Genomic DNA, 13,869 nt, shown 5'->3' on the forward strand with positions numbered 1-13,869 from the left:
TGGTGGTGGTGACTCGGGGTGCGGTGGGTGCTGGTGGTGGTGTGGTGGGTGATCCGGCTGGTGCTGCGGTGTGGGGTTTGGTGCGTGCGGCGCAGGCGGAGAATCCGGGTCGGATTGTGTTGCTGGATCTTGACCCGGCGGCGGCTGCGGGCGCGGAGTCGACGGCCGCCGATGCGGGTTCGGTGCTGGGTTCGGTGCTGGCCGTCGACGAGCCGCAGGTCGCGGTGCGTGGCTCGGCGTTCTCCGTGCCACGTCTGGCTCGCGCGGTTTCACAGCCGGACGTACCCGAGGTGTTCGGTCCACAAGGGACAGTTCTGGTGTCGGGCGCGGGTGCGCTGGGCGGTCTGGTGGCCAAGCGCCTGGTCACCCGGCACGGCGTACGGCGGCTGGTGCTGGCCAGCAGGCGGGGGCAGGACGCCGAGGGCAGCGCCGACCTGGTCGCCGAACTCACCGAACAGGGCGCGGAGGTCTCGGTCGTCGCGTGTGATGTCTCCGATCGCGACCAGGTAGCGCGTCTTCTCGAGGAGCACCGGCCGACCGGGGTCGTGCACACGGCAGGCGTCCTCGATGCGGGCGTGATCGAGACCGTGACCGAGGAACGGCTGGCCAGGGTGTTCGCCCCGAAGGTCGACGCGGTGCGGCACCTCGACGAGCTGACCCGGGACATGGAGCTGGCCGCTTTCGTCGTCTACTCCTCGGTTTCGTCGGTGTTCATGGGTGCCGGCAGCGGTAGTTACGCGGCGGCGAACGCGTTCCTGGACGGGCTGATGGCGAATCGGCGGTCGGCGGGCCTGCCGGGGTTGTCGTTGGCCTGGGGTTTGTGGGAGCAGTCCAGTGGCATGGCGGCGGGTACCGACGAGGCCACCCGGTCCCGGATGAGCCGCCGTGGCGGTCTGCAGCTGATGACGCAGGCGGAAGGCATGGACCTGTTCGACGCCGCCGTGCGGTCCGGCCAGTCCCTGCTGGTGCCCGCCAAACTGGACCTGAGCGGGGTGCGTGCCGATGCCGCGGCCGGCGGTGCGATCCCGCACATGCTGCGTGGTCTGGTACGGCCGGGCAGGCAGCAGGCCCGCTCGGCCGGCACCGGCGACAAGCGTGACGAGCTGTCCGGCCGGCTGGCCGGACTCTCTTCGGCGGACCAGCTGACGCTGCTTCTGGACCTGGTCCGTGGCCAGGTCGCGGCAGTGCTCGGGCACGCCGACGCGGGGGCGGTCCGAGCGGACACGGCGTTCAAGGAGGCCGGTTTCGACTCGCTGACCGCGGTCGAGCTGCGCAACCGGATGCGTACGGCCACCGGGCTCAAGCTCCCCGCGACGTTGGTCTTCGACTATCCGAACCCGGAGGCTCTTGCCCGGCATCTGCGTGCCGAACTCGGTGACGAGGCAGCGGCTCCGGTGGCGCCGCCGGTGGTGGCCGCCGACACCGGTGAGCCGATCGCCATCGTCGGCATGGCCTGCCGGTTGCCCGGCGGTGTTGCGGGACCGGAGGACTTGTGGCGGCTGGTGTCCGAGGGCAGGGACGCGGTGTCGGGATTCCCCGAAGACCGCGGCTGGGACCTGGCGGGCCTGTTCGATCCGGACCCGGATCGACCCGGCACGACCTACGCCCGCCACGGCGGTTTCCTGCACGAGGCAGCGCTTTTCGACGCCGGGTTCTTCGGGATCTCGCCGCGTGAGGCGGTCGCCATGGACCCGCAGCAGCGGTTGCTGCTGGAGACCTCGTGGGAGGCGCTGGAAGGCGCCGGTGTCGACCCGATCTCGTTGAAGGGCAACGACGTCGGTGTGTTCACCGGCATGTTCGGCCAAGGCTATGTCGCACCGGGGGCCGGCGTCGTCTCGCCGGAGCTGGAGGGGTTCGCCGGCACCGGCGGATCGTCGAGCGTGGCGTCCGGCCGGGTGTCCTATGTGTTCGGTTTCGAAGGCCCGGCCGTCACGATCGATTCGGCGTGCTCGTCCTCGCTGGTCGCGATGCACCTCGCCGCTCAGTCGCTGCGGCAGGGTGAATGCTCGATGGCGCTGGCCGGTGGTGCGACGGTGATGGCGAACCCGGGCGCTTTCGTGGAGTTCTCCCGGCAGCGCGGTCTCGCCGTCGACGGCCGCTGCAAGGCGTTCGCCGCGGCGGCCGACGGTACCGGCTGGGCTGAGGGCGTCGGCGTGCTCGTCCTCGAGCGGTTGTCGGTGGCGCGTGCCGGCGGACACCGGATCTTGGCGGTGCTGAGCGGAAGTGCGGTCAACCAGGACGGTGCGTCGAACGGCCTGACCGCACCCAACGGACCGTCGCAGCAACGGGTCATCCGCCGGGCGCTGGTGAACGCCGGACTGGCTCCGTCCGATGTGGACGTAGTAGAGGGACACGGCACGGGAACGACCCTCGGCGATCCGATCGAGGCGCAAGCCGTGCTGGCCACGTATGGGAAGGACCGCGATCCGGAGAAGCCGTTGTGGCTCGGTTCGCTGAAGTCGAACATCGGTCACGCGCAGGCGGCCGCCGGGGTGGCGGGCGTGATCAAAATGGTGCAGGCGCTGCGGCACGAGGTGCTGCCGCCGACCCTGCATGTGGATGCGCCCAGCCCCGAGGTGGACTGGTCCGCCGGTGCGGTCGAGTTGCTGACGGAGGCTCGTGATTGGCCGCGCAACGGTCGTCCGCGCCGCGCCGGGGTGTCCGCGTTCGGGGTCAGCGGGACGAATGCGCACCTGATCCTGGAGGAGGCGCCGGACCAGGACGTGCAGCCGGACTCCGGCGATACCGCGGAGGTGCTGCCGCTGGTGGTGTCCGCGCGCAGTGCTGCTTCCTTGGCCGGACAGGCCGGACGGCTGGCCGCGTTCATCGAGGGCGACGTGCCACTGGCGGGGGTGGCCGGTGCGCTGGTGACGAAGCGGGCCGCGCTGAGTGAGCGTGCGGTACTGGTTGCCGGTTCCCGCGCCGAGGCGGTCACCGGATTGGCGGCGTTGGCACGCGGGGAAAGCACCGCGAACGTGCTCGCCGGACGGGCCGCTGCGCAGGGCAAGCTCGTGTGGGTGTTCCCCGGCCAGGGCTCGCAATGGGCCGGGATGGGCCGGGAACTGCTGGACTCCTCACCGGTGTTCGCCGAGCGGATCGCCGAGTGCGCGGCCGCGTTGGCCCCGTGGGTGGACTGGTCGCTGATCGAGGTGCTGCGTGGCGAGTCCGATCTGCTGGATCGGGTCGACGTGGTGCAGCCGGCCGGCTTCGCCATGATGGTCGGCCTCGCCGCGGTGTGGCAGTCGGTGGGGCTCCAGCCGGACGCCGTAGTCGGTCACTCCCAGGGCGAGATCGCCGCGGCCTGCGTCGCGGGCGCACTGTCCCTTGAGGACGCGGCGAAGGTGGTTGCGTTGCGCAGCCAGGCGATCGCTGCCCGGCTCTCCGGTCGCGGCGGCATGGCGTCGGTGGCGTTGAGTGAAGCGGAGGCAACGGCATGGCTGGCGCCGTGGGCGGACCGGGTCCAGGTGGCTGCGGTCAACGGCCCCACGTCGGTGGTGATCGCCGGGGCGGCCGCCGCACTGGACGAGGTGCTCGAGGCACTGTCGCAGCAGGAAGTCCGGGTCCGGCGGGTGGCCGTGGACTACGGCTCGCACACCAACCAGGTGGAGGACATCCAGGACCTGCTGGCCGAGACGCTGGACGGGATCTCGGCCAAGGCGCCGGCGGTGCCGTTCTACTCGACGGTCACCGGCGACTGGATCTCTGCCGCCGGTGTCGTGGACGGTGGCTACTGGTACCGGAATCTGCGCAACCAGGTCGGCTTCGGACCTGCGGTGGCAGACCTGCTCCGGCAGGGACACGGGGTGTTCGTCGAGGTCAGTGCCCATCCGGTGCTGGTGCAGCCGATCAGCGAAAACACCGACGACACCGAGGTGGTCGTGGCCGGTTCGCTGCGGCGGGACGACGGTGGCCTGCGGCGGCTGGTGACCTCGATGGCCGAGCTGTACGTGCGGGGTGTCGCACTCGACTGGACCGGTGTCCTGCCGGTGTCGACCGGGCCGGTGGACCTCCCGACGTACGCCTTCGACCGGCGGCATTACTGGCTGCGGCCCGCCGAGTCGGCGACCGACGCGGCTTCGTTGGGGCAGGCGACGGCCGATCACCCGTTGCTCGGCGCGGTGGTCCAGCTGCCGCAGTCCGACGGTCTGGTGTTCACCTCGCGGTTGTCGCTGCAGTCGCATCCATGGCTCGCCGATCACGCGGTCGGTGACGTGGTGATCGTGCCCGGTTCCGGACTGGCCGAACTGGCCGTGCGTGCCGGTGACGAGGCCGGGTGCACGGTCCTCGACGAGCTGATCATCGAAGCTCCGCTGGTGGTACCCGAGCACGGCGGAGTCCGCGTGCAGGTCGCGTTGAGCGGTCCGAACGAGACCGGTGCACACACCGTGGACGTGTACTCCCAGCGTGATGGCGCCACGGGGGCGTGGACCCGCCATGCCACCGGGACGTTGTCGTCGACTCCCGGCGACGGCGGCGGATTCGACTTCGCCGCCTGGCCGCCACCAGGCGCAGAGCAGGTCGGCGTCGAGACCTTCTACGCCGATCTGGCCGAGCGCGGTTACGGCTACGGGCCCGCGTTCCAAGGGCTGCGGGCGGTGTGGCGGCGCGATGACGAGGTCTTCGCCGAGGTCGCCCTGCCCGAAGAGCTGCGCAAGGAAGCCGGCCGGTTCGGTGTCCACCCGGCGTTGCTCGACGCAGCTCTGCAAGCCGCGACGGTCGGTGCCGGTGCGGAGCCCGGCGAGCCGGTGCTCGCCTTCGCCTGGAACGGTTTGGTCCTGCACGCCGCGGGTGCTTCGGCGCTGCGGGTCCGGCTCGCGCCGAGCGGCTCGGACGCGCTGTCGGTCGAGGCCGCCGACGAGACCGGTGGTCTGGTCCTGACGATGGATTCGCTGGTTTCCCGGCCGGTCTCCGCCGAGCAGTGGGGTGCCGCGACCGATATCGGCCGCGACTCGATGTTCCGGGTGGACTGGACCGAACTGGCTGTTGTGGACGATGCGCGGTCGGTGCAGTGGGTATCGGTGGCCTCCGCGGACGACGTGACGGCACTGGCGGAGAAGCCGGATGTGCCGTCGGTGGCGGTCGTGGCAGTCGCCGGACACGACACGGCGCTTGCCGCGAGTTCCGCGGTGCTCGAGGTACTGCAGGCGTGGTTGGCCGCGCCCGCGCTCGAGGAGCCGAGGCTGGTCGTGGCCACCCGCGGAGCCGTGCCGGCCGGCGGCGAACACACCGTCACCGATCCGGCTGCGGCCGCGGTGTGGGGACTGGTCCGTTCCGCGCAGGTCGAGCACCCGGACCGGATCATCCTGCTGGACCTCGATCCCACCGGCGAAGACGGAGTGGCATCGGTCCTCGGCCCGGTGCTGGCAAGCGGTGCGCCGCAGCTCGCGGTGCGAGGCGCGACCTTCTCCGTGCCGCGTCTCGCGCGCACTGCCCAGCCCGGGGATTCGCCCGCCGGGTTCGGTCCGGAAGGGACGGTCCTGGTCTCCGGTGCGGGTGCGCTCGGCGGTCTGCTGGCCCGGCATCTGGTGGTCCGGCACGGTGTGCGGCACCTGGTACTGGCCAGCCGTCAGGGCCTGGCTGCCGAGGGCGCACCGGAACTGGTTGCCGAGCTGACCGAACTGGGTGCCGAAGCGTCGATTGTGTCCTGTGATGTCGCCGACCGAGACCAGGTCGCCGAGCTGGTGGCATCGCTGCCCCTGCTGAACGGTGTCGTGCACACGGCCGGCATCTTCGACGACGGCGTGATCGAGACGCTGAGCCCGGACCGGCTGGCGAAGGTGTTCGCAGCCAAGGTCGACGCGGTGCGGCACCTCGACGAGCTGACCCGCGGCCTGGATCTCGGCGCGTTCGTGGTGTTCTCGTCGGTCGCCGGTGTGCTCGGTGGCGGTGGCCAGGGTCCGTACGCGGCGGCGAACGCTTTCCTGGATGCGGCGATGGCCCATCGTCGTGCGGCCGGTCTGCCGGGCCGCTCGTTCGCCTGGGGACTCTGGGAGCGGAGCAGCGGGATGGCTGCCCAGCTCAGCACCGTCGACCAGGCGAGGGCGAGCCGCAATGGCGTGCTCGAGCTGACCGAGGCCGAGGGTCTCGACCTGTTCGACCTCGGGCTGCGTGTGGACCAGTCGCTGCTGGTGCCGATCAAGCTCGACCTGGCGGCGATGCGGGCGAGCACCGTGCCGACGCTGCTCCGCAGCCTGGTCCGGCCGGGCAGGCAGAAGGCGCGAGCGGGGTCCGCAGTGGACCGTGGCCTGGCCGGCCGGCTGGCCGGACTCGCCGCGGCCGACCAGGAAGCACTGCTCGTCGACCTGGTGTGTGGTGAGGTCGCGGTGGTACTCGGGTACCACGGGCCGGAGGCGGTGCGTGCGGATACCGCCTTCAAGGACACCGGTTTCGACTCGCTGACGTCGGTGGAGCTGCGGAACCGGTTGCGCGCCACGACCGGGCTGAAGCTCCCCGCCACGTTGGTCTTCGACTACCCGACCCCGCTGGCCGTCGCTCGGTACCTGCGCGCGGAGCTGCTGCCCGCCGCTGCTGCCAACGGCGCCGCGAATGGGCACGGCAAGGACGAGGAGCGGATGCGGCACGTGCTCGCGTCGATCCCGCTGGACCGACTGCGGGAAGCGGGATTGATGGACGCGCTGGCCGAGCTGGCCGCACAGGGCGAGCCGGTCGTCAACGCTGCCGACGACGCGGGCGAAGAGCGCTCGATTGCCGAACTGGACGTCGACGACCTCGTGCAACTGGCTTTCGGCGACGAGTGAAGGGGGCATGTGATGAGTGCGTCATATGAGAAGGTCGTCGAGGCGCTGCGGAAATCGCTCGAAGAGACCGACACGCTGAAGAAGCGGAACCGGCAGCTGATCGGCGCTTCCCGCGAGCCGATCGCCATCGTGGGCATGTCCTGCCGGCTGCCGGGCGGCGTTGCCGGGCCGGACGATTTGTGGCGGCTGCTTTCCGCGGGACGCGACGCAGTGTCGGGATTTCCGGACGACCGTGGCTGGGATCTGGCGGGGTTGTTCGACTCGGATCCTGATCGTTCCGGTACGTCCTACACCGACCAGGGCGGTTTCCTGCAGGACGCCGGACTATTCGACGCGGGGTTCTTCGGGATCTCGCCGCGTGAAGCGCTGGCGATGGATCCGCAGCAGCGGTTGTTGCTAGAGACGTCCTGGGAGGCGGTGGAGAGCGCCGGTATCGACCCGACTTCGTTGAAGGGCACCGATGTCGGCGTGTTCACCGGCGCGGGCGGATCGGGTTACGGCGGCGGCCTGGCCGGACCGGAAATGCAGAGCTTCGCGGGCACGGGTGTGGCGTCGAGTGTGGCTTCGGGCCGGGTGTCCTATGTGTTCGGCCTGGAAGGTCCGGCGGTCACTGTGGACACGGCGTGCTCGTCGTCGTTGGTGGCGATGCACCTGGCCGGTCAGGCGTTGCGGGCAGGAGAGTGCTCGATCGCACTGGCCGGCGGGGCGATGGTGATGTCGGATCCCGACTCCTTCGTGGTGTTCTCCCGGCAGCGCGGACTGGCTGCAGACGGTCGGTGCAAAGCGTTCTCCTCCGGTGCGGACGGCATGGTGTTGTCCGAGGGTGTCGGCGTCGTGGTGCTGGAACGGTTGTCGGTGGCGCGCGAGCGTGGACACCGGGTTCTGGCGGTGCTGCGTGGCAGCGCGGTGAACCAGGACGGTGCTTCCAACGGGTTGACCGCGCCGAACGGCCCTTCGCAGCAGCGGGTGATTCGCGACGCGCTGGCCAACGCCGGGATCAAAGCGTCCGATGTGGACATGGTAGAGGCGCACGGAACCGGCACCGCCTTGGGCGATCCGATCGAGGCGCAGGCATTGCTGGCGACTTACGGGCAGGGCCGTGCTCCGGAGAAGCCGTTGTGGCTGGGCTCGCTGAAATCGAACATCGGTCATGCGCAGGCGGCCGCGGGTGTGGCGAGTGTGATCAAGGTGGCGCAGGCGTTGCGGCACGGGGTCATGCCGCCGACCTTGCACGTGGACGAGCCCAGCGATCAGGTCGATTGGTCCGAAGGCGCGGTGGAGTTGCTGACCGAGGGCCGGGAGTGGCTGCGCGACGGCCACCCGCGCCGGGCCGGTGTTTCTTCGTTCGGGGTCAGTGGCACGAACGTGCATTTGATCATCGAGGAAGCGCCGGAGGAACCGGTGGCGGTGGGAGAATCGACCCACGCGGGACCGGTGCCCCTGGTGATTTCGGCGCACAGTACCGGTTCGTTGGCAGCTCAGGCAGGGCGGCTGGCGGATTTTGTGGAATCGGCCGAGGTGCCACTCGCGGAGGTGGCCGGGTCGTTGGCGTCGAGCCGCGCGACGCTGGGCGAACGCGCTGTGGTGGTGGCAGGTTCGGACAGTGCGGCGCTGGCCGGGTTGCGGGCGTTGGCCCGCGGCGAAGACGCGGCTGGTGTGGTGGCCGGGTCGGGTACGGCGGGCAAAGTCGTATGGGTGTTTCCCGGGCAGGGCACGCAGTGGCTCGGTATGGGCCGTGAACTGCTCGATGCGTCACCGGTTTTCGCGGAGCGGGTCGCCGAGTGCGCCGCTGCGTTCGAGCGGTGGGTGGACTGGTCGCTGGTGGACGTGTTGCGTGGCGACAACCCGGATCTTGCCGACCGGGTCGATGTGGTGCAGCCGGCGTGTTTCGCGGTGATGGTCGGCCTGGCGGCGGTGTGGGAATCGGCTGGGGTACGGCCGGACGCCGTGCTGGGGCATTCACAGGGTGAGATCGCGGCGGCGTGCGTTTCCGGTGCACTGTCCCTCGAGGACGCTGCGCAGGTCGTCGTGTTGCGCAGTCGGGCCATCGCGGCGGAGCTGTCCGGTCGTGGCGGGATGGCGTCGGTCGCGTTGGCCGAGGAGGAAGCGGCCGCGCGACTGCAGCCGTGGGCGGGTCGGATCGAGGTGGCCGCCGTCAACGGGCCGTCGTCGGTGGTGATCGCCGGTGCAGCGCAGGCACTGGACGAGGCGGTGGAAGCGTGGTCAGCTGAGGGTGTCCGGGTTCGCCGCGTGGCGGTGGATTACGCGTCGCACACCCGGCAGGTCGAAGACATCCGGGGCACGTTGGCCGAGAGGCTGGCCGGGATCCGGCCTCTGGCGCCGGTTGTGCCGTTCTACTCGACGGTGACCGGTGAGTGGATCTCCGGCGCCGGAGTGCTGGACGGCGGGTATTGGTACCGCAATCTGCGTCATCAGGTGCGGTTCGGCCCGGCGGTGCTCGCGTTGCTCGGTCAGGGGCACCGGGCGTTCGTGGAGGTCAGTGCGCATCCCGTGCTGGTGCAGCCGATCAACGAGGTCGTCGACAGCGCCGAAGCCGTGGTGACAGGGTCGTTGCGGCGTGACGAGGGTGGTCTGCCGCGGCTGTTGACGTCGATGGCCGAGTTGTTCGTGCGTGGTGTGCGGGTGGACTGGTCCTGGGTGGTGCCACCCGCACGGGTGGATCTGCCCACGTATGCCTTCGACCACCAGCACTATTGGCTCCGGTCGTCCGGGCAGGTGGATGCGGTTTCGCTGGGGCAGGCCGGGGTCGAACACCCGCTGCTCGGCGCGGTCGTGCCGCTGCCGCAGTCCGATGGACTGGTCTTCACCTCGCGGTTGTCCCTGCGGTCGCATCCCTGGCTCGCCGATCACGCGATCGGCGGTGCGGTGCTCTTCCCCGGCACCGGGTTGGTCGAGCTGGCCGTGCGCGCCGGTGACGAGGCCGGCTGTCCGGTACTGGACGAACTCGTGACCGAAGCGCCGCTGGTGGTGCCCGAGCACGGCGGAGTCCGCGTCCAGGTGATGGTCGCCGGGCCCGATGCGAACGGTTCGCGCACGGTGGACGTGTACTCCCTGCGCGAGGACGACGTCGACGGGTGGACGCGGCATGCGACCGGCCTGCTGTCCGCGACGCCGTCCACCAGCACCGGATTCGACTTCACCGCCTGGCCTCCGGCGGGTGCACAACAGATCGGGATCGGGGACTTCTACGCCGATCTCGTCGAGCGCGGTTACGCGTATGGGCCGACCTTCCAGGGCGTGCGTGCGGTGTGGCAGCGAGGCGAGGAGGTGTTCGCGGAGGTCGCCCTGCCCGACAACCAGCGCGACGAGGCGGCCGGCTTCGGCCTTCATCCCGCGTTGCTGGACGCGGCACTGCAGACCGGGACGATCGCCGCGGCCGCGACGGGGGAACCCGGGAAGTCGGTGATGCCGTTCGCGTGGAACGGACTGGTGCTGCACGCCGTGGGTGCCTCGGCGTTGCGGGTCCGGGTCGCGCCGGGTGGACCGGACGCGCTGTCGGTCGAGGCTGCCGATCAGACCGGCGGCCCGGTCTTGACGATGGACTCGCTGGTGTTGCGTGCGGTGTCCACCGAAGCGCTGGACACCGGACGGACCAGCTCGCTGTACCGGCAGGACTGGACCGAGCTGTCCGCTGTGGACGGCGCACTGCCGTCGCCGCCGTGGGTGGCGGTAGCGACCGCCGACGACGTGGCGGCGATGGCCGACGGTGAGACTGCGGTGCTGGAAGCCGTCGGCGTGGAGTCTCCGCTGGTCCTGACCGCACGGGTGCTGGAGGTCGTGCAGGCCTGGCTTGCCGGGGAAAGCTCGGAGGATTCGCGTCTCGTGGTGGTGACCAGGGGTGCGGTGCCCGCCGGTGACGGCGCGGTGACCGATCCGGCCGCGGCGGCGGTGTGGGGTCTGGTCCGGGCGGCCCAGTCGGAGAATCCGGATCGGATCGTTCTGCTGGATCTCGATCCCGGGGCCGAAGTGCCACCGCTGCTCGGTGCGGTGCTGGCCAGCGGTGAACCGCAGATCGCGGTGCGGGCAGCGACGTTCTCGGTGCCGCGGCTCGCCCGCGTTACCGAGACACCGGATTCGTCCACTGTGTTCAATCCGGAAGGGACGGTCCTGGTCTCGGGTGCAGGCACGCTGGGTGGTCTCGCGGCGCGCAGCCTGGTCGGCCGGCACGGTGTGCGGCGTCTGGTGCTGGCCAGCCGGCGGGGCCGGGACGCCGAGGGCGTGCAAGACCTGGTCGACGAACTGACCGGACGAGGCGCGGAGGTTTCCGTTGTCGCGTGTGATGTCTCCGATCGTGATCAGGTGGCGGCATTGCTCAAGGAGCACCAGCTGACCGCTGTCGTGCACACGGCGGGCGTGTTCGACGCCGGGGTGACCGCGGCGCTGACGCCGGACCGGCTGAGCCGGGTGTTCGCGCCGAAGGTGGACGCGGTACGGCACCTCGACGAGCTGACCCGCGATCTCGACCTCGACGCGTTCATCGTCTATTCCTCCGCCTCGTCGATCTTCATGGGCGCGGGCAGTGGTGGTTACGCGGCGGCGAACGCGTACCTGGACGGGTTGATGGCGCACCGCCGTGCGGCGGGTCTGCCGGGGTTGTCGCTGGCCTGGGGCCCGTGGGAGCAGACCACCGGGATGGCGGACACCATCGACGAACTCACCTTGTCGCGGATGAGCAGGCGGGAGGGCCGCGGCGGGGTTCGTGCGCTCGAATCCGCTGCGGGCATGGAACTGTTCGACGCCGCGGTGGCGTCCGGGCAGGCCTTGCTGGTGCCGATCAAGCTGGACCTGCGTGAGGTGCGTGCCGATGCGGCGACCGGTGGCTCGGTGCCGCACCTGTTGCGCGGACTGGTCCGGGTGGGCAGGCGATCGGCTCGATCGGTGTCCGGTGCGGACGGCGGACTGGCCGCCAGGCTGGCCGGATTGGCCGTGGCAGAACAGGAAGCCCTGCTGCTCGAACTGGTCCGCGGCCAGGTCGCGGTCGTGCTCGGCCATGCCGACAGCAGCGGGGTCCGGGTGGACACCGCGTTCAAGGACGCCGGGTTCGACTCGCTGACCTCGGTGGAGCTGCGCAACCGGCTGCGCGCGGCGACCGGTCTGAAACTGCCTGCAACGCTGGTCTTCGACCATCCGAATCCACAGGTCCTTGCCCGCCATCTGCGTGGCGAGCTCGCGGTCGACGAGGTGTCTCCGGCCGATTCGGTGCTGGCCGGGCTCGCCGGCCTGGAGCGGACGATCGCGGCATCCGACGGGCCCGGCTCGGACCGGATCACCGCCCGTCTGCGGGACCTGCTGAAGGTGGCCGAAGCGGCGGGTGCCCGGCCGGACACCTCCGAACAGGATCTCGACACCGCCAGCGACGAGGAGCTGTTCGCCCTCGTCGACGGGACGAACTGAGACACGCATGGCAATCGGCACGACGGATCTTCTGGGAGCTGAGTTCAGTGGCTGACGAGGGGCAACTTCGCGACTACCTCAAGCGGGCCATCGCCGACGCCCGCGATGCCCGCAAGCGGCTGCGCGAGGTCGAGGACCAGGCGCACGAGCCGATTGCGATCGTTGCCATGGCGTGCCGCTACCCGGGTGGCGTGCGCTCGCCGGAGGACCTGTGGCGGCTGGTGGCCGACGGGGTCGACGCGGTCGCCGATTTCCCCGATGACCGGGGCTGGGATCTGGCGGGCTTGTTCGACCCGGACCCGGACCGGCCGGGCACGTCCTACACCAGCCAGGGCGGTTTCCTGACCGGTGCTGGACTGTTCGACGCCGGGTTTTTCGGGATTTCGCCGCGGGAGGCGTTGGCGATGGATCCGCAGCAGCGGTTGCTGCTGGAGACGTCGTGGGAAGCCGTGGAACGAGCGGGTATCGACCCGACCGCGTTGAAGGGCACCGATGTCGGTGTGTTCACCGGTGTGTCCAGCCAGGGCTACGGAGCCGGTGGCGGGGTGGTCACACCGGAGCTGGAAGGTTTCGTCGGCACCGGGGCGGCGCCGTGCATCGCGTCCGGCCGGGTGTCCTATGTGTTCGGTCTGGAGGGTCCTGCGGTCACGGTGGACACGGGATGTTCGTCGTCGCTGGTTTCGATCCATCTGGCCACGCAGGCGTTGCGGAAGGGCGAGTGTTCGATGGCGCTGGCCGGCGGCGCGATGGTAATGGCGCAACCCGGCTCTTTCGTGTCGTTTTCCCGGCAGCGAGGGCTGGCCGAGGACGGCCGCTGCAAGGCGTTCGCGGATGGCGCGGACGGGATGGGGCTGGCCGAGGGTGTTGGCGTGATCGCGCTGGAGCGGCTGTCGGTGGCACAGGAGCGTGGGCACCAGGTGCTGGCGGTGTTGCGTGGCAGTGCGCTGAACCAGGATGGTGCGTCGAACGGGCTGACCGCGCCGAACGGCCCGTCGCAGCAACGGGTGATCCGCGCGGCGCTGGCCGACGCCGGCCTTTCTCCGTCCGATGTGGACGCGGTCGAGGGGCATGGTACGGGGACTGCGTTGGGTGATCCGATCGAGGCGCAGGCTTTGTTGGCGACTTATGGTCGGGACCGCGACCCGGAGCGGCCGTTGTGGCTGGGTTCGTTGAAGTCGAACACCGGTCACACACAGGCGGCGGCGGGTGTCGGCAGCGTGATCAAGATGGTGCAGGCGTTGCGGCATGGCGTTCTGCCGCCGACTTTGCACGTGGATCAGCCGAGTACGCAGGTTGATTGGTCGGCTGGTGCGGTGGAGTTGTTGACCGAGGCGCGGGAGTGGCCGCGTGACGGCCGCCCGCGCCGGGCGGGTGTGTCGTCGTTTGGGATTAGTGGGACGAATGCGCATTTGATCGTGGAGGAAGCGCCGGTGGTGGAGTCGGAACCGGTTGTCGAGGTGCCGGTGGGTGTGGTGCCGTTGGTGGTGTCGGCGCGCAGCACTGCTTCGTTGGCGGGGCAGGCGGGTCGGTTGGCGGATTTCGTTGGGGGTGGCGGTGATGTGTCGTTGGCGGATGTGGCTGGTGCGTTGGTGTCGGGTCGTGCGGTGTTGGGTGAGCGTGCTGTGGTGGTGGCTGGTTCGGACACCGAGGCGTTGGCGGGGTTGCGTGGGTTGGTGAATGGGGAAAGCTCGGCTGG

General features: G+C 70.3%; 3 protein-coding genes. All 3 read left to right on the forward strand.

Annotated features, from left to right (window positions below):
• A partial coding sequence (locus ABD793_RS42285; protein WP_344869500.1) for an SDR family NAD(P)-dependent oxidoreductase occupies positions 1 to 6,758 on the forward strand: 6,758 nt, incomplete at its 5' end.
• Between the two features lie 9 nt (positions 6,759 to 6,767).
• Complete coding sequence (locus tag ABD793_RS42290; RefSeq protein ID WP_425548857.1) at positions 6,768 to 12,173, forward strand: type I polyketide synthase; 5,406 nt, start codon at positions 6,768 to 6,770, stop codon at positions 12,171 to 12,173.
• Positions 12,174 to 12,220: 47 nt separating this feature from the next.
• On the forward strand, positions 12,221 to 13,869 hold a 1,649-nt coding region (locus ABD793_RS42295), incomplete at its 3' end, for a type I polyketide synthase (RefSeq protein WP_344869504.1).

It is taken from the genome of Amycolatopsis ultiminotia (assembly GCF_039536925.1).
Lineage (GTDB): Bacteria > Actinomycetota > Actinomycetes > Mycobacteriales > Pseudonocardiaceae > Amycolatopsis > Amycolatopsis ultiminotia.